General features: G+C 67.6%; 13 protein-coding genes. 7 read left to right on the top strand and 6 right to left on the bottom strand.

The features are described 5' to 3' along the window. Positions 1-21: 21 nt before the first annotated feature. Positions 22-1,935 (bottom strand): flavin monoamine oxidase family protein, encoded by a 1,914-nt coding sequence (locus ABIC65_RS18450; RefSeq protein ID WP_354310645.1) that lies wholly within the window; start codon positions 1,933-1,935, stop codon positions 22-24. 392 nt (positions 1,936-2,327) lie between these two features. Then, on the bottom strand, positions 2,328-4,823 hold the full coding sequence (gene galA, locus ABIC65_RS18455; protein WP_354310647.1) for a beta-galactosidase GalA: 2,496 nt from the start codon (positions 4,821-4,823) through the stop codon (positions 2,328-2,330). A 155-nt stretch (positions 4,824-4,978) separates the two neighbouring features. Between galA and ABIC65_RS18460 the strand changes: the two genes are divergently transcribed. Continuing rightward, positions 4,979-6,541: an alpha-L-fucosidase gene (locus tag ABIC65_RS18460; RefSeq protein ID WP_354310648.1), complete on the top strand. Its 1,563-nt coding sequence runs from the start codon at positions 4,979-4,981 to the stop codon at positions 6,539-6,541. Positions 6,542-6,694: 153 nt separating this feature from the next. On the opposite strand, the gene ABIC65_RS18465 is transcribed toward ABIC65_RS18460, so the two are convergent. Further along, complete coding sequence (locus ABIC65_RS18465; RefSeq protein WP_354310650.1) at positions 6,695-7,477, bottom strand: IclR family transcriptional regulator; 783 nt, start codon at positions 7,475-7,477, stop codon at positions 6,695-6,697. A gap of 246 nt (positions 7,478-7,723) precedes the next feature. On the opposite strand from ABIC65_RS18465, the gene ABIC65_RS18470 reads away from it, so the two are divergent. The 4 genes from ABIC65_RS18470 (at position 7,724) to ABIC65_RS18485 (ending at position 12,601) form a co-directional block, all read left to right on the top strand. After that, the gene (locus tag ABIC65_RS18470; protein WP_354310651.1) at positions 7,724-7,885 is read left to right on the top strand and encodes a hypothetical protein; all 162 of its coding nucleotides are present in this window, start codon (positions 7,724-7,726) and stop codon (positions 7,883-7,885) included. A gap of 138 nt (positions 7,886-8,023) precedes the next feature. Further along, the gene (locus ABIC65_RS18475; protein WP_354310653.1) at positions 8,024-8,560 is read left to right on the top strand and encodes an RNA polymerase sigma factor; all 537 of its coding nucleotides are present in this window, start codon (positions 8,024-8,026) and stop codon (positions 8,558-8,560) included. Further along, entirely contained in the window at positions 8,557-9,507 is a 951-nt protein-coding gene (locus ABIC65_RS18480) for a FecR family protein (protein WP_354310654.1), read from the top strand. Before ABIC65_RS18475 ends, ABIC65_RS18480 begins: the two co-directional genes overlap by 4 nt. 124 nt (positions 9,508-9,631) lie before the next feature. Further along, a complete protein-coding gene (locus tag ABIC65_RS18485; RefSeq protein ID WP_354310655.1) occupies positions 9,632-12,601 on the top strand; it encodes a TonB-dependent receptor in 2,970 nt (989 codons plus the stop codon). A 194-nt stretch (positions 12,602-12,795) separates the two neighbouring features. Here ABIC65_RS18485 and ABIC65_RS18490 read toward each other — a convergent pair whose 3' ends face one another. After that, complete coding sequence (locus ABIC65_RS18490; protein WP_354310657.1) at positions 12,796-13,260, bottom strand: hypothetical protein; 465 nt, start codon at positions 13,258-13,260, stop codon at positions 12,796-12,798. A gap of 61 nt (positions 13,261-13,321) precedes the next feature. Continuing rightward, the gene (locus ABIC65_RS18495) at positions 13,322-14,185 is read right to left on the bottom strand and encodes an NPP1 family protein (RefSeq protein ID WP_354310659.1); all 864 of its coding nucleotides are present in this window, start codon (positions 14,183-14,185) and stop codon (positions 13,322-13,324) included. A gap of 391 nt (positions 14,186-14,576) precedes the next feature. Between ABIC65_RS18495 and ABIC65_RS18500 the strand changes: the two genes are divergently transcribed. Continuing rightward, the gene (locus tag ABIC65_RS18500) at positions 14,577-15,113 is read left to right on the top strand and encodes a PEPxxWA-CTERM sorting domain-containing protein (RefSeq protein ID WP_354310660.1); all 537 of its coding nucleotides are present in this window, start codon (positions 14,577-14,579) and stop codon (positions 15,111-15,113) included. Positions 15,114-15,137: 24 nt separating this feature from the next. On the opposite strand, the gene ABIC65_RS18505 is transcribed toward ABIC65_RS18500, so the two are convergent. Continuing rightward, a complete protein-coding gene (locus tag ABIC65_RS18505; RefSeq protein WP_354310661.1) occupies positions 15,138-17,069 on the bottom strand; it encodes a glycoside hydrolase family 127 protein in 1,932 nt (643 codons plus the stop codon). A gap of 137 nt (positions 17,070-17,206) precedes the next feature. Here ABIC65_RS18505 and ABIC65_RS18510 point away from each other — a divergent pair, with 137 nt between their 5' ends. After that, the gene (locus tag ABIC65_RS18510) at positions 17,207-17,836 is read left to right on the top strand and encodes a DedA family protein (protein ID WP_354310663.1); all 630 of its coding nucleotides are present in this window, start codon (positions 17,207-17,209) and stop codon (positions 17,834-17,836) included. The last annotated feature ends 339 nt before the right edge of the window (positions 17,837-18,175 follow it).

The following is an 18,175-nucleotide window of genomic DNA, read 5'->3' on the forward strand; positions in this document are numbered from 1 at the left end:
GTGAAACGGAAGGTCGCGCCGTCAAATGCCTTCGACGAGCAGCCGCGTGTCCGGTAGCTTTTCGAGATAGGGAATCTGGAGATCGGGCCGCGCCATCCGCGTGAGCGCATTGAGCGCCGCGGCGATCGCTCCCTCCTGCCAGCCGGGCAGCGACGAGAGCTGGTCGCCGACGACGAAGAATACCGGATCGGAAAGCTGCCCCGTGCCATCGTACACGCCGGTGCCCTGGGCCAGATGGTTGAAGTGGCGCGCGGCATCCTCGGGGCCGCCCACCGCCTGCCAATAGGCCCAGCCGCCCTTGATATAGGGCATGTTCTGCCACGCGATCGCAATGCCGTCATGCAGGCCGTCGCCGAACGCCTTGCCGAAGTTACGCGCGCCTGCGCGGGCGATATCGAGCCGCTCGCCGACGGTCTTCTTGCCCCAGCTATAGGCGATCGCGCCGAAATTATACGCGCCGGTCAGCACGCCCTTGCGATCGTGATAGGCGGTGGAGGGATACCAGATCTGGACGATCTCGTCGGCGCTCCAGCTGATCCCGCCGAAGATCGGCACCACGCCCTCCTCGGCATCGGGAGCGACCAGCGTGTCGAGCTTCAGCCCGGCGTCATGGCCATGGGTGATCAGCTTGCCCTGCCACAGCCGCCGATCGGCCTGCCAGCCGACCTTGGTCGTCGCGGCGAGGAACTTGTCCTGATACTCGCCCTGCGCATTGACCCGCGGCCGGGCCTGGGCGGCAAACACCGCCTTCAGTCCCTCCTTGAACGGTGCCGCGAAGCCCTGCGCGCTATCGCCGGCGAGCAGCTTGTCGGACAGCAGCTTTTCGAGGAACGGCATGGCGAGGTTCGAGAAGCAGTAATCGGCGCGATATTCGATCGTCTCCTCGCTGCCGATCTTGGCGACCTGCACGACGAATTCGCCTTTCGCGTCGTCCCAGTCGATCCTGGTCACCGGGCTGTTGAGGTGCACCGTGCCGCCGAGCGCCGCCACCTGCCGGGCGAAGGCGCGCTGCACCTGGTCCATGCCGCCCACCGGCTGGAAGATCGTCTGTTGCCAGAGGAAGTCGCTGGGCTGGTAGAAGCGCGTCTGCGCCCAATATTCGGAGGCCAGCAGATCCTGGAGCTTGATCGCCTCGGCGATCTCGCCCGCTGCGACCCCGGGCAGCACGTCGAAGCCGGCGCGCGAGATTGCGTTCTCGAATCCCTCGGTGCCCGCGGTCGGCGCATATCGGCCATATTGGTCCAGCTCGCCGAAACTGATCATCAGGTCCTGGAACTTGGCCACCAGCCCGGGCTGTTCGGCGGGCGGGATGGCCAGGGTGGGGTCGGCCAGCAATTCCGCGGCATGGTCGTGCACGAGATGCGCGACCCAGCCACGCAGATTATGGTCGATCTGCCGATAGACCTGCGGCCCCTGCAGCGGCCCCTCGTTCAGGTGGACGAGGTTGGACATCGAATTCATCACATAGACTTCGATGGCGACGCCGAATTCGCGCAGATAGCTGAGCAGCCGCTTGTGCGAGGACGGGATGCGCCCCGGCCCGGCATTCAGATAGGGCTCCGCATCCCCGACCGGCCACTGGAAGCGGACGACCTGGGTTTCGCCCGGCTCGGAGCCGAACAATGCGTCGTCCCGATCCTCGGTCAGCGTGTCGCCGGTGCGCAGCGACAGGCAGCGGCCGCCGGTGCGGTTCTGGGCCTCGAGCACCGTCACCTCCATGCCGGTGCGGTGGAACAGCAACTCATAGGCGGTGGTCAGCCCCCCAACGCCAGCGCCGAGGATCAGTGCGCGCTTGCCGACGAAGCTGCCTTCGTCCAGCCGGACCGGCCCGGGCGTGATGCGCAACTGCTCGTTGGTCGCCTCCGCAAGCGCGGCCCAGGCCGCTGCCTGGGGATGCGCACGCAGATAGTCGGCGCGGCTGATCTTGTTCGACATGCAAGTCCTCCCCCCATGTACGGGTCATGCCGCAACGCCCCCCGGCGTGCACGCACCCGTTCCGATCATGCAATATACGCGACGCGCATCAGACTAGTATGCGCATGTAGTTCAACCGCCGGACTCGGCGACTTTACTACAAAGATCGTAACACGAGACTCGTCCTTCAACAACAACGCGCCCGTATCATTTCGGATATAATGATCATGTCGCACAGAGCCGAAATATCACCCCGGAATCCTCAAGTTGTGCGAGGATTTGCGCGGCGAAATATGATCAGCTTTGGCTCAATGTATTTTACGCAATCGTTTGACCAACAGGGCGGCGCGCGAGTCGGCGCCGGCGGACGGCACCGCGCCGCCTGCCGTTCGCCCTGCTGTCTGGCCCTTCGATCAGGCCGCGCGCGCCGCCCGCAGCACGATCTTGCCGCCGAGCAGTGGCTCGGCCCGCGGACCGTCCGCCACCGCCGCGACGGTGATCGTCCCCGGCCGCCCGGTCGACTGGACGATCACCTGCGCCAGCCCGTTGAACAGCGAGCGGCGCGGTTCCTTGTCGCTTTCCAGGCAATTCGGATCGCCATTGCCCACCCCGATGATCGCGCCCGGCCCCGAAATGGTGAAGGCGAGCTTGTCCATCGCCGTCGGCACCGGCCGCCCGCGCGCGTCGAGCAGCTCTGCCTTGAGCATCGACACGTCGCGGCCGTCGCCGGCGATGGTGGTGCGATCGGCGGTGAGCCGGATGGTGCGGCCAGGGCCGGTGGTCTCGCGCCGCTCGGTCAGCACCCGCCCGCCCTTGCGGCCGCGCGCCTCGATAAAGCCCGGCTGGTACGGCACCTTCCATTCGAGATGGCCGAGCGGCGGCACAGGCTGGCTGCCGAGGCTGCGGCCGTTGACCACCAGCTCCACCGTGTCGCAGTTGGAATAGACCCATACCGACACCGTCTCGCCCTCGCGGCCCTCCCAGTTCCAGTGCGGGAAGACGTGGAGCGACGGCTCGGCCCGCCACCAGGCGCGGTAGTAATAATAACTGTCCTTGGGGAAGCCGCACATGTCGACGATACCGAACTGCGAGCTGATCGAGGGCCAGCCATAGGGCGTCGGCTCGCCGCGATAGTCGAAGCCGGTCCAGGCGAAGCCGCCCGCCGACCAAGGCTTGCCGCCATAGAGCTTCCACCAGGCCTCGGGCGTCTGCCCCCAGGGCACCACCCCGTCATAGCTGTTTACCAGGTTGCGCGCCGGATCGCTGGCATATTCGCCCCGCGTCGCGATCGCGCTCGACGTCTCCGAGCCATAGACCGGCCGCGTCGGGTGCTTGGCGTGGAAGCCCTCGGGATACTGGACCTTGTAGTTGAAGCCGATGATGTCAAGCGGGTCGCTCACCCCCTGCTCGTTGTCGCCATTGACCGCGGCGGAGACCGGCCTTGTGGGGTCGAGCGCATGGCAGCGACGCACCATCGTCGCGGCGATCGGCTTGCCCTGCTCGGCCATCTTGTCCTGGAGCAGCCATTCCTCGTTGCCGATCGACCAGAGGATCACCGCAGGGGAGTTGCGGAAGCGCTTCACCATCACCTCAAGCTGCGCCATCGCCTCGGGATTGGCGCTCATCTGGCGGGTCTCGCACATCACCAGCACGCCCGCCCGGTCGCATTCGGCGATCCATTCGGGCGTGGGCATATTGTGGGTGGTGCGCACCGCGTTGCAGCCCATCTCGCGCAGCACGTTCAGCCGGTAGCGCTGGAGCGCATCGGGCAGCGCCGCGCCGACGCCGGCATGGTCCTGATGGTTGCAGGTGCCCTGGAGCTTCACGGACACGTCGTTGAGGAAGAAGCCGCGATCGGCGTCGAAGCGGAAGCTGCGGACGCCGAAGGTCACCCGGTCCGCATCGCGCACCGCGCCGCCCGCCGCGAGCCGCGCGGTGGCGGTGTAGAGCACCGGCGTTTCGGTCGACCAGCGCTGCGCCTGGGGCAGCGTCGCGCGCACCTGGCTCTCGACGGTGCCGCCCGCCGCCACCGTCACCGCTGGGGCCGAGGCGCGTGCGACGACCGTGCCCGCGGCATCGGCGATGGTCCATTCCACCACCGCCTGCTGCGCGGTATCGCCGTCATTCGCGACCACCGTCGCCAGGTCGAGCGTCGCGCCCGCCCCCTCGGGCGTTGCGCGCACCACGCTGTCCCATTTGCCGAAGTGCAGCGCGTCGTGCTTGGTCAGCCAGACATGGCGGTAGAGCCCCGCGCCTTCGTAGAACCAGCCGTCGCCCAGAGAGGCATCGACCCGCACCACGATCACATTGTCCCCACCGTAATGCAGGAAGTCGGTCAGGTCGAAGCGGAACGAGGTGTAGCCGTCGTTGTGGCGCCCGATGTAACACCCGTTCACCCACAGGATCGCGTCGCGCATCGCACCGTCGAACTCGATCCAGATGCGGCGGCCGCGGTCGGCGGCGGGCACGTCGAAGCGGCGGCGGTACCAGCCGATGCTCGTCTCGGGATAGCGGCGGCCGAGCGGCTTGAAGCCATGGCCGCGGTTGCTCGCATCGCCACTCTGATCGTCGCGGACGAAGGGAAGCTCCACCGCCCAGTCGTGCGGCAGGTCGAGCGCGCGCCAATCGGCATCGTCATAGTCGGTCTTGGCCAGCTTGAAGTCACCGGTCTTGGCGAAATCGCCCTGCCCCATGCCGAAGCCGAAATCCTTGGCCGGATCGCTGCCATGGCCGAAGTTGAACCGCCAGCCGCTATCGAACGGCAGCATTTTGCGCGGCGCCAGGCCCACGTCGCGCGCCGGCAGCGGGTCGGCGGGTGTCGCGGCGCGCACCATTTGGGGCAGCAAGGGCGCCGCGGCGGCGAGCGCGAGCATGGTACGGCGAGAAGGATCTAGCAGGTGTTCGGTCACAGTCGGGTCCCCTTTTGGCGGCCCGCCAAGGCCGCAAGACAACGGCTTCGGCTCAAAAACTACGACGAATGGGCGCTTGCCACATGAAAATCGGCTTGCAAATATGCCAGCATTACCGGTGCGCGCGACGTGCCGGAACACGGCAGGAGGAGCGGATGACCAACTTCACCAAGCGCGAGATACTGGCCGGATCGTTCGCGACCGCGCTGGCCGTGAAGGCGGGCACCGCCCGCGCACAGACCCCGCCGGCCAGGCTGCCGGGCGCGGACGTCACCCCGGTCGCGGCGCCGGGTCCGTTCCAGCCCACCGGCGCCTCGCTTTCCACCTACAAGACGCCCGACTGGTTTCGCGACGCCAAGTTCGGGATCTGGGCGCATTGGGGCCCGCAGGCAGTCGCCGGCCAGGGCGATTGGTACGCCCGCTTCATGTACGTGCCCGGCCACCCCCATTACGAACACCACCTCAAAACCTACGGCCATCCCTCGGAAAAGGGCTACAAGGACCTCCTCCCCCTCTGGACCGCGGACAAGTTCGATCCGGAGGCGCTGGTGACGCGATACGAAGCCGCGGGAGCAAAGTATATAGTATCCATGGGCGTCCACCACGACAATTTCGACCTGTGGAACTCGCGCCATCACCGCTGGAACGCGGTGCAGATGGGCCCCAAGCGCGACATCGTCGGCGCCCTGCGCGCCGCCGCCAAGCGCCGCGGCCTGCGCTTCGGCGTGTCCGAGCATCTCGGCGCCAGCTACAACTGGTGGTATCCGAACCAGCTCTACGACCAGTTCTGGCCGAAGATGGGCAAGCGCTACGACGGCGCCGATCCGCGCTTCGTCGATCTCTACCATGGCAATCACGACGAGCCCTATCTCGGCGACGCGGCCACCTGGTACACGCGCAATCCCGAGTATCAGCGCCACTGGTTCGCCCGCATCCGCGACCTGGTCGACCAGTATCAGCCCGACCTGCTCTATTCGGACGGCGGCGTGCCGTTCGGCGAGATCGGCCGGTCGATGGTCGCGCATCTCTACAACAGCAGCATCGCGCGCACCGGCAAGCTCGACGCGGTGTACAGCCACAAGGCGCTCGGCTCCGGCGAGTTCGACAAGACATGGGGCGCGCAGGACGTCGAGCGCGGCGTCCTCGACGGGATCGACCCCCTCCCCTGGCAGACCGACACCTCGAACGGCGACTGGTTCTACAACGAGCACGACCGCTACAAGTCGACCGACGAGGTGCTCACCATGCTCGCCGATATCGTGAGCAAGAACGGCAACATGCTGCTCAACGTCGTGCTGCGCGCCGATGGCAGCCTGCCGCCGCAATCGGACCAGCTGCTGACCGAGCTGGCCGCGTGGATGGCGGTCAACGCCAGCGCCATTCACGGCACCCGCCCCTGGCACATTTATGGCGAGGGCCCGACCAAGCCCAAGCAGGGCGCCTTTCAGGAGCGCGCCGCCTATACCCCGCAGGACATCCGCTTCACGACAAAGGGCGAGACGCTCCATGCGATCACGCTCGGCGAACCCAAGGGACCGGTGGCGATCACGTCGCTCGCCCGCGGCAACCCGCACGAGCGGCGCAAGGTGCGCGGCGTCAAGCTGCTCGGCCATCGCGGCAGGATCGACTTCCAGCAGACCGACCAGGCGCTGGTGATCACGCCCCCGGCCAGCCTGCCGACGCGCCACGCCAGCGTGTTCGCCATCACCTTCGGCTGAACCTTTGTTCGGACATGCGCTGCGGCGCATGTCGCGGCACCGGCCCGCTCCCCCACCCGGCCACCCATAGAATACTGCCGTTGGGTGGCCGGGTGGGGGAGCGGGCCGGTGCCGCCTCGAAATTCGCGCTTCCGCGAATTTCCAAACGGCGCTTCAGCCCGGCTGGTAGCCCAGCCGCTCGGAGATCCGCTCGCACGCGGCGCGCAGCTTCTCGCGCGCCGCGTCGCTGTCCATCACCTGCGATCCGTCGATCAGCGCGAGGAACGGGATGGTCAGCGCCGCGACGATGCGGCGGTCGAAGCCGAACACCGGGAAGCTGATGTCGGTGACGCCGAAGGTTACCGGGCTCTCGCGGCTGTCATGGCCCTGCCGCTGCACCGTCGCCAGCCGCTCGGCCAGCCAGGCGCGGTCCACCGGCGCCCCCTGCTCCGCCTCGGCGGCCCGCACCATCCGGTCGACGAGATCGGGATTGGAGAAGGCGAGCATCACCTGCCCCGAGCAGCTGCGCAGCAGGTCGATATGCGCCCCCACCTTGAGCGCGAAGCCGCGGGTGGCGGGCGATTCCTCGCGCGCGACGACCAGGCCGTGGCCATGGCTCGCGACGACGAGATGGCACGACTGCACCGTGTCGCGCGCCAGCATCTGCATCTCGGGCATGGCCGCGCGGACGAGGTCCTGCGACGGCGTCGCGCGCAGCGCCACGTCGAGCAGCTTGTACGCCACCGCATAGCGATCGGTCGCCTCGGAGCGGCGCAGATAGCCGAGCTGCTCCATCACCACGACGATGCGGAACAGCTCGCCCACCGATCGCCCGAGATCGGCCGCCATCTCGCTGACCAGCGCCCCTTCGGGCCGGCCGGCGAGCAGCTCGATCACTTCGAACGCCTTTTCGATCGCGGGGGCAGAATAGGTCTTTTTCGACCCGGGTCGCGCCATGGGGACTCCTGTTGCGTGGCCCCCTTCCCTCGCCCGAAAGCGGGCCGTGCGCAACGGGGCTCGGTTCGTCCCCCAAAGCGCGGGTCTCGTCGCGCCGCCATTGTTCTCGCGCGGCGCCTGCGCATTATCCACAGCGACTGCCACGAACCAGCGTAAATGGCTGGAAACTTTCGATGAAGCGAACGTTAGATCAAAGTTAGTTCTGGGGAATGGATTTGTCGCAAGATGCCTGAAGGGGAACCCGTGGTGGCCGTAGCCCTTCTCACCGAACGCGACATCGCGCGCTGCGGCGACGCGCTCAGCCGCTGCTATCGGCTGGACGACAGCACCGATTTCGACGGCCTGCTCCGCCTGATCGATCAGGCCGACGACGCGCTCCAGACCCGCATCCCGGTTTCGCGCTCCTAGCATCGACTGTCACGCCAGCTTCATCCAGAGCGGCTAGCCCTGCGCCAAACGCGGGCGATCTCAGGATGAAAGGGGGCGAATCGCCATGGCGACAAGCGGGTTGCGCGCCGAACCTTTGTCCTTCGGCGGGACGGGGCGATGAACGAAATGACCAGCCTGGCCGCACACCGCCGCGCGGTGTCGGAGGAAGTCGCGCTGCGCGAGGCGCTGTTCCGCTTCGTCCAGGCGCGGCTGCGCGACTCGCACGACGGCGAGGACATCGTCCAGGAAACCTATATCCGGCTATATGACTATCGCCGCTCGCGCAGCGTCGCCGATGTCGGCGCCTTCTGCTTCGCGGTCGCCCGCAACCTGGTGTTCGACCATTTCCGCCGGATGCGCGCCGCCCCCCGCCCCGCCGAGCTGGCCGAGGACATTCCCTGCACCCAGCCGCGCGCCGAGGAGGTGCTCGACTATCGCCAGCGGGTCGACATCCTGGTCCGCGCGCTCAAGGTGATGCCGCCGCTCCGCCGCGAGATCTTCCTGCGCCGCCGGCTCGACGGCGTGGCGGTGGCGATCATCGCCGCCGATCTTGAGATGAGCCCCGCCGCGATCGAGAAGCACTGCGTCCGCGCGGTCGCCGATCTCCGCGCCGCGCTAGAACGCCGCGGCCTGCCCGGCGGTGCGGCGCGATGAGCCTCAATCCCACCCGCCGCGCCGCGCTGCACGACGCCGCCCGCTGGGCGATGCGCGAGGATGACGCCGTGCTGCGCGAGGCCCCGCCCGCCGCCGCCGGCGAGGTGCAGGCGATGCTCGACGATCGCGCGCTGTCCGACGCGATGGCCCAGCTGCCGCGCCTGTCGGACGCGGATATCCGCGCACTGCGCAGCCGCCGCCGCACCGCGATCGGCACCGGCGGCCTGCTCGGCATCGCCGCGGTGCTCGGCATCGGCGGCTGGCACGCGGGCTGGTACCGCGCCGCCGCGCCCGCCCCGCTCCATTACGAGACCGCGCGCGGCCAGATGCTGGACGTGAAGCTGGCCGACGGCAGCGCGGTCCACCTCAACGGCGCGACCAGCCTCGACGTGACCCTCGACGACCACCGTCGTAGTGTCACGATGCAGCGCGGCGAAGCCTATTTCGACGTCGCCCACCTGCCCGATCGCCCCTTCACCGTCCATGCGGGCGGCGCGGCAACCCAGGTGCTCGGCACCGCCTTCGATATCGACATTGCCGCCGGCGGCGTGCGCCTCGCCGTCTATCGCGGCAAGGTGCGCTTCGGCGATGCCGCCGCAGCGGTGATCGTCCCCGCCGGCTGGCGGACCCGCTTCGCCGAGGGCCGCGCCCAGGCCCCGACCCGCTTCGACGCCGCGCAGAAGGACTGGCGTGACGGCTGGCTCGACATCGACGCGATGCCGCTCGGCGACCTGGTCGATGCGCTCAACCGTCGCGGCGGGCCGCTGATCGCCCCGCCGCCGCCGAGCCTGCGCGGCCTCGCCGTCTCCGGCCGTTTCCGGCTGGATTCGCCCCAGGCGCTGCTCGACGCGATGGGGCTCGCCTATGGCTTCCGTACCGCGCGCGTCGGCACGCAATTGCGGCTGGAATCCACCGGCGCCGACGACGCCAATTCGTCACGTCCATGACATTGAACTGCAACACAATTCTTTTGTCCGGAAGCTGATCGGCCCCCGTCTTCCTCGCTAGCGGCGCACGCGCGCCGGAGTGGAGGGAAGACCAACAATGACACGCATCCAGGGGATTTCACGCATGGCACTCGCCATCCTGCTGGCAGCGCCCGCGATCGCGCAAGCGCATGCCGCCGACGCGACGATGGCGGCGCAGCGCCGGTTCGACATCGCGCCGAGCGACCTGCGCACGGCGATCTCGCAATTCTCGCAGGCGACCGGTCTGCAGGTCGTCGTGGCGCCGAGCGCCGTCGCCGGGCGCCGCACCGCCGGGGTGCGGGGTGCCCTCAGCGTCCGCGCCGCGCTCGACCAACTGCTGCGCGGCTCGAACCTCAGCGCCGCGGTGCATGGCGGCATCGTCGTGCTGACACCGTCGCGCGCCGCCGCCCCGGCCCCGCGCCGCACCGTCCGCAGCGAAGCGCCCGCGCCCGTCGCCGCAGCGCCGATGCAGACCGCGCAGGCCGATCCGCAGGATCCGGACACCGCCGAGATCGTCGTCTCGGGTTATCGCGAGAGCATCGCCGCAGCACAGGAGCTCAAGCGCCGCGCGGTGGGTGCCGAGGACGACATCGTCGCCACCGATATCGCCGCCTTTCCCGACCTGAACCTCGCGGAATCGCTCCAGCGCGTGCCGGGCATCACCATCACCCGCGACAGCGGCGAAGGCCGCCAGATCGCGCTGCGGGGCCTGGGCGCCGACTTCACCCGCACCCAGCTCAACGGCATGGAAGTGCTGGGCAACACCGCCTCGGGCATGGACAATCGCGGCTCGGTCAGCCGCTCGCGCTCGTTCGACTACAGCCTGTTCGCCTCCGAGCTGTTCAACCGCATCTCGGTGCAGAAATCCTATGCGGCCGAGCAGGACGAGGGCGGCCTCGCCGGCACGGTGCAGCTCACCACCGCCAAGCCGTTCGACTATAGCGGCAACAAGTTCGTCGTCTCGGCCAAGGGCCAGACCAACAGCAACGCGACCGGCGTGACCCCGCGCGCGGTGGCGCTCGCCTCGGTCCGCTCGGGCGATTGGGGGGCGCTGGTCTCGGTCGCCTACAGCAAGATCAAGAGCAACGAATATGGCTACCGCAACTGGGGCTGGGGCCCGACTAAGTACGGCGCGAAGAATATCGGCGCCGAGATCGATGCCGATACCCGCGCCAAGCTGCTCGCCGGCGTCTACCAGCCGACCGCCCAGTCGCCCTCGACCTGGTACACCGATCGCCAGCGCCTCGGCGTCACCTCCTCGGTCCAGTATCACCCGGGCGACAACTTCAAGCTCGACGTCGACTTCCTCTACGGCCGCCTGTGGGACCATCGCGACGATTATGCGCTGGCCACCGCAGGGAGCAACCCGCTGACCGGCTCGTCCGTGAGCGGCACCCAGGTGATCCACAGCGCGGTGATCGACGACACCAACACGCTGCGCGCGGCAAGCTATACCGGCATCGACCTGCGCTCCGAGCATCACATCGTCGAGAACCACACCGATTTCTACCAGGGCGTCGCCAATCTCAGCTGGAAGCTTAGCGACCGGCTGACGCTGCGCGCGCTGGGCGGCTATGAGGAATCGGATTTCGGCCAGCCGGTGTTCGACAAGGTCTTCATGGAGGCCAAGCAGACCGCGTTCAGCTACGACACGCGGCCGCAGATCCCGGTCAACACCTATGGCATCGCGATCACCGATCCGAACCTGTGGACCGTCCAGCGGCTCGACGTGCAGGAAAACAAGATCGTCAACCGCTATACCAACGGCAAGCTCAGCGCCGAGTATGACCTGGGCAACGGGCTGATCTTCAAGGCGGGCGGCGCCTACAAGCACTTCACCAACAGCGGCTACACCTGGGCCAACAAGGTGTTCCACAACGTGCCCGCCAACATTCCGGTGTCGAACGACCTGAAGCAGCTGGTCGGCCCCAAGACGCTGCTCCAGTACATCGTCGGTAATGTCGACGGCGTCTATGCCGCGATCGGCGACAAGCGCAACCTCACCGCCGCCAACCTCCAGGCGGGCAGCGACTACAAGGTCGACGAGAAGACCTGGAACGGCTTCGCCCAGCTCGACCTCGACACCATAGTCGGCGGCATGCGGCTGCGCGCCAATGCCGGCCTGCGCTATTATTCGACCGACCTGACCTCGTCGGGCAATCTCGCGGTCGGCACCGCCTTCGTGCCGGTGGTGATCAAGGACAACAGCCATGGCTGGCTGCCCGCCGCCAACATGGCGCTCGACCTGACCAAGACGCTGGTGTTCCGCCTCAGCGCCGATCGCAACATCAACCGCCCGGGCCTGGGGGACCTCGCCGCGGCGGGATCGATCACCACGCGGCCGAACGGCGGCAGCCTCAGCCTCGGCAACCCGTTCCTCAAGCCGTTCAAGGCGACCTCGGTCGAGACCTCGCTCGAATGGTATATGGACAGCCGCGGCTTCGCCTCGGTCGGCTTCTTCTACAAGAACATGGACACCTATATCTCGCCGAGCACGGTGACGATCCCCTATGGCCAGACCGGCCTGCCGCTGTCGCTGCTGATCCAGGGCCAGGACGCCAACACCCCCTATGACGTGAGCCAGCCGATCAACGGCCCCGGCGCGGACATCAAGGGCGTGGAAGTCGCCGTGCAGCACGACTTCACCTTCCTGCCGGCACCCTTCGACCACCTCGGCGTCACCGCCAACGGCACCTGGTTCGAGGGCAAGCAGCAGGGCAAGGTGGGCAACAGCTTCGTCACGCTGCCGCTGTTCAACCTCTCCAAATGGGCGGCGAACGCGACGCTCTATTACGAGGACCTACGCTGGGGCATCCGCGTCTCGGACGCCTATCGCAGCAAATATTACACCGGTCTCGGCACGGTAGGGAATGTCGGCGACTGGATCCGCGGCACCCACAATATCGACGCCCAGGCCCATGTGAACCTCCGCCCGGGCATCCGTCTGATCGCGGAGGGCATCAACCTCACCAACGTGCCGATCGAGCAGTTCGCCGGCGGCGCGATCGCGCGGCGCGTGGTCTACACCACCAGCGGCCGCACCTTCACGCTGGGCTTCAGCGCGGAGTTCTGAGGCACGGAGACGAGCCGGTACGGATGCCCCCTCCCTTTGTCATCCCGGCAAAAGCCGGGATCCATTGGGGGCTCCGTATCGGCGCTTGCTGGAACCGAGAGGCGACTGGATCCCGGCTTTCGCCGGGATGACGGCCCGGAGCGGGTGCATGGAAAAGGGCGGCAGCGGACACCCCGCTGCCGCCCTTTTGCCGTTCAGCCGCGCGGGGGTGCCTGGGTGACCGGCAGGCGAATGTGGAACAGGTTTTCCGAAACCTCCTCCATCTGCACCGGCCCGCTGGCGGCATAGCCCAGCGCCTCGACCGTGTGCGCTAGGCCGCCGAGCAGCATTTCCTGCCGGGTGGCGAGAAAGGCGTCGTCGGTGGGTGGCGGAATCGTCGCGGTGACCGCGCAGCCGCGGGCGTCGCAGCCGAACGCCACGTCGCGCAACAGCGGATAGGTCCGGCGGACCTGCGCCGTGACCTGTGCGGGCGGGGCCGCGACGGTGGTGGAGACGCTCGCCGACACCGGCGTCGGCGGTGCCGACAAGGGCTGGGCGGCGATGGTGACGAAGCCCTGGGGCGCAGGCGGCGGTGCGGACCCCGCCGTGCCGAGCAGCCCCCACCCCACAGCCAGCGCCGCCAGCGCAGCGCCGGCGACCAATATGCGGGTATGTTTCATGTCCTGCGCTCCATGGCCGATATCCCCGCGCCGCCCGAAGGCGACGCGGGGACCGTTCCGATCAGCAGAGCGTCGAGCCGGCCGGGCAACCCGGCGAGTTGGACCCGGAATCGACATCGGGGTTGAAGCCCGGCGTGATGCCGGTGTTGAGCGCCGCCTTCAGCGATCCGGCGAAGCGCGCGTCCTTGATCTCGAAATTGCCGCTGCCGAAATCATAGTTCGCCACCGCGTTGCGCACGGCGAGCGAAGGATAGCCGTTCCAGCTGACCAGCGGCTGCACCACCCAGCTGCCGGTGCCGTTTTCGGGCGGCTCGTCCCCGCTATCGGTCTTCGAGAAGCGGAACAGGTGCGAGAAGCCCAGCGTCTCGTAGTGGAAGACCATCTTCACATGCTGGCCGCCGTTCGCGTCGGTCTGGAAGCGGAGCTGGCCATCCTTGGTCGCACGGGTCTCCCAGTTGCCGTGGGCGCCGCGGGTGACGCCAACGATCGCGCTGTTGGTGCCCGCATCGGTGGTCCAGACGATGATCGTCTCCCAGTCATAGGCGTGCGAGAAGTCCGACTGCCAGAAATAGGCATAGACCCGCGCGCAATAGCCGTTGTTGCAGCGGGCGCGGACATAGGCGTTGCTGGTACGCAGATAGTCGGGGTTGCGGCACGAGGCCGGCGGCTTGGTCGCGTAGGTCGATGCCTTGGCGCTGATCGCGCCCGAGGCGTTCACCGCGGGCACGTTGAAGCAGACGTCGGTGTCGAAATCGAGCGCGGGCTGGAAGCGCTTGTCGAGCGCGGTCGCCAGCTCGGGCAGCGGCGCGACCGGTGCGGGCCAGCCCTGCGCATGCGCAGCCTGGAAGGGCAGCACGGCAAGCGCGACGAGCGCCGCCCTGGGCAGAAGATGACGGGTGGTGGCGGTGGTACGTCCCTTGGTCATACGATCTCCATGCAGGTCCCAGAGCGGCTGCGCGTTACGTTCGTCCGGCCGCGAGGGACCGCCCGCGACCTGGAGATTCCGGCAATCGAGGCGTACGGGCGTCGCGCGATTGCGCGGCCCGTCTCCGTGCTCAGCAGGAAGACGGGCTGGCGTGCAGATCCGGACAATTTAAATGTGCGTGGGAAGCGCTACGGGAGCGAAGCGCGCACATCGCGGCTTGCTCAGCGGAACATCGCCTAAGCGACTAATAACGTTACCGCTTGCGTGCCGGTTATGGTAAACGCCAGCGCATGGCCGACATAGCGCTCCCTTCCCCTGAAGTCGTCATGAGGGTTCGGCAGAGATAAGCGGCAAGGCCTGTGCACCAACCTGCGTTGTCATTGGGGGACATATGATACGAAGCATAGTAGCGCTGGTTCTAGCCTTCCTCTCAACACCCGCTGTCGCCACCACCTATGTCGGCACATCGTCGACCGGCACCCTGATCGATATCCCGGGGCTCTCCACGCCGGGTACATATCGCCTGGATTTTAGCTTTAGCCGCCCGCTTTATGTGTATTTCGAGGCTTATATTTACCGGGAGTTTTGGTGGTATCGGGATGGAGAGTATATCGCGAGCAACGACGGCCCTGATTTTTTCAGCTACTTGCCAGATGACCGGGTGCAGTCGAATTCGCTATGGTGGATCGTTTCCGGACCCTTCAGCGGATGGCGGGGCGACATCTTCGAGATAGGCTATTACCGGGTCGACGGAAACCGGATCTCCTTTGGCGACCCGGACGATCCGAGCCCGTACAGCTATCGGGTCGACGTCACTTCCGTGCCCGAACCTGCACAATGGACGCTGCTGATCACCGGCTTCGGTCTTGCCGGCGCGGCGTTGCGGCGTCGCGTCCGCGCCAGCACCCGTTCGGCAGCGACCGCCTGATCGCACAGCGCGCCGGCGCCGGCATCACGCCCGCGCCGGCGCCAGCTTCCAATAGGTGGCGTAGCGCTCGTGCGCGATGCGGTGATAGGGGATCAGCCGCACCGGGGCGCCGTCGGCCGCCGCCAGGGTGAACTCCAGCGGCCCGGCGCCCGGCTTGATCGCCGCCGCCAGCGCGGCCGGATCGCCCGCGAGCACCGGCACCTGCACCGGCCCGTCATTGTAGCGGCCGTACTCGCGCTCGTTGACGACGATGTCCGCCCCCTTCGCCAGTCCCTGCGCCCCCAGCGCGCCTGCCAGCACCAGCGGGCCGTAGGTGAACGCGACCACGTCGGGCGCCGCGGGGGCGCTCTCGAACCCGGGCTCCATCACCAGCTGCAGTTCCACCGTGTCGCCATCCTGCCAGCGCCGTGCCAACTCGATCCGGCTGCCCGGCGCCACCGAGCGCGCCGCGACCGCGCCGTTCACCCGTACCATGGCGGTACGGCTCCAGCGCGGATGGCGCAGGTTGAGCGTAAAATCCGCCGGCTTGGCCAGCTTCCAGCGCAGCGTCGTGCGCGGCTCTTCGGGGAAGCGGGTTTCCTGCACCAGCTCGGCGCCCTTGTCGCGCCAGCGCACCGTCGAGGGCAGGAACAGGTTCACATAGAGCGCGCGCTCGTCGTGGAAGTAGATCGAGTCCCGATACTTCACATGGTTTTCCATGCCAGTGCCGGTGCAGCACCAGAAGCTGTGCTCGGGGGTATGGTAGAGCTTCATGTATCCCGGCCGCGCGCCCTGGAAATAGGTCGCCATGCCGCTGTCCGGATCCTGCGAGGCGAGGATGCCGTTGAACAGCGTCCGCTCGTAGTAATCGGCATATTCGGGGCGCGGCTCGTGGAGGAACAGGCTGCGGGTGAGCTTGAGCATGTTGTGCTGGCAGCAGGTCTCCGATCCCTTGGCCGAGAAGACGTGGTTCTCGAAGTCCGCCATCGCGAAGAAATGCTCGTTGTCGCCGTGCCCGCCCGTGGCGAAGGAGCGCGTCTCCGCCACCGTCTTCCAGAAGAACGCCGCGGCGTCGCGATAGCTGGCGTCGCCGGTGGTCTCGTAGACGCGGTGGAAGCCGACCACCTTGGGCACCTGGGTGTTGGCGTGGAGCCCGTCGAGATGGTCGCGCGCCTTGGCGAGCGGGTTCAGCAGCGCCTTGTGCGAGAAGCGCTCGGACAGCGTGCGATAGTCGGCCTTGCCGGTCATCGTGTAGAGATCGGCATAGACCTCGTTCATCCCGCCATGCTCGGTCTCGAGCATCGCCCCGAACTGCGCGTCGGTCAGCGGCCGGCACGCCACCACGCCCCAGTCGGCGAGGCGGAGCAGCGTCGTGCGGGCAGGCGCGCTGTCGGCGAGCAGCGCGCCGTCGCGTAAGCCGGCATAGACCTTGTGCAGCGTATACCAAGGCACGCCGCTGATCTTCTCGCCGCGCAGGTGCGCCGCGACCACGCCCGCGCCGTGCGGGAACGCCGTGACGAGGCCGCTCTTCGCCGCATCCTGGCAGGCGCCCAGTTCGGTGGCGATATAGTCGATGCGCTTCTTGTATTCGGGCTTGGCGGTAGAGCGGAAGGCGAGCGCGCAGGCCGAGAGATAATGGCCGAGCGTATGCCCCTGGCAGTGGATGTCGGCCCAGAGCGGATCCGATTCCCACCCGCCATAGGCCGGCGCCTTGGGGCTGAGCCCGGCATTGACGCGGAACTGGTGGAGCAGCCGGTCGGGCTCGAGCCGCAGCAGATAGGCCTCGGTCGCGCGCTGGGCGTGGAGGAACGGCCCCTCGCCCAGTGTCACGTCCGCCATGTCGAACGGCTGGAGCCTGGCGGGCGCCGCCATCGCGGGGTCCGCCGCCGCCGGCAGCGCCACCCCCAGCCCGCCGATCGCGACCGCGCCGCTTCCCGAACCGGCAAGAAATCCCCGCCGCGACGTTTCGATCGTCATTCCCGCTACCCTCTCCGTGCGTCCGATTTACTCCGGGTTATCAGACCCCTTCCCCCACGCCAACCCTGCGCCGCTTTTCGCTGCACCGCGCAAAAAGCGGCTTCCCAAATGCGGCCGCCTGCCCCAACCACGCGTGCATGGTCGAAAAGATTCTGGGCATCCTTGCCACCTTCACCATTTGGGTCATCTCGAGCGGCGGCTATTTCGGCATCGCCGTGCTGATGGCGATCGAATCCGCCTGCATCCCTTTGCCGTCGGAGATCATCATGCCGTTCGCCGGCTATCTGGTCTCGACCGGCCGGTTCGATCTGTATCTGGCGGCAACCGCCGGTGCGATCGGCTGCAACCTCGGCTCGATCGTCGCCTATGAGGTCGGCAAGCATGGCGGCCGGCCGCTGGCGCTGCGCTGGGGCAAGTATCTGCTGATCGGCCCGGGCGAGATCGACGCGGCGGACCGCTTCTTCGCACGCTACGGCAGCATCGCGGTGCTGATCGGCCGGCTGCTGCCGGTGATCCGCTCGTTCATCGCCTTCCCCGCCGGCGTCGCGCGGATGAAGCTGGTGCCGTTCCATGTCTACACCTTCCTCGGCAGCTGGCCCTGGTGCTTCGGCCTCGCCTGGGTGGGGATGACGCTGGGCGAGAAGTGGGACAGCGATCCGCGCATGAAGGCGGCGTTCCACAGCGCCGATGCGCTGATCGGCGTGGTGCTGGTCGGGCTGGTGGCGTTCTACATCTGGCACCGCGTGCGGGGCATGAAGCAGCGCTGAGAGGCGCCTTCTTCGCGCAAGCCCCCTCCACCATTCGCTGCCGCGAATGGTCCCCCTCCCCCGGCTTCGCCGAGGGAGGAAACACGTACTACCATCGCAGCATAGCGTTTCCTCTCCCGGCGAAGCCGGGGGAGGGGGACCGCGCTGCGCCCGCAGCGTGGTGGAGGGGGCAAGCCGCACGCCGCACGCGCGGAATTACGCCCTTCCCAACCCCGCTTGCACAACTTCCCCCGATCCTCTAGATACAGCCCCCTAGCCGAAAGCGTGGGTGGATTGCACCGGTTCCTGAAAAGGACCGGGCAGCGGACCCATGCCCGAAGCGCCATTTTTCACACGAGG

The sequence above is a fragment of the Sphingomonas trueperi genome, from assembly GCF_040545665.1.
Taxonomy (GTDB): domain Bacteria; phylum Pseudomonadota; class Alphaproteobacteria; order Sphingomonadales; family Sphingomonadaceae; genus Sphingomonas; species Sphingomonas trueperi_B.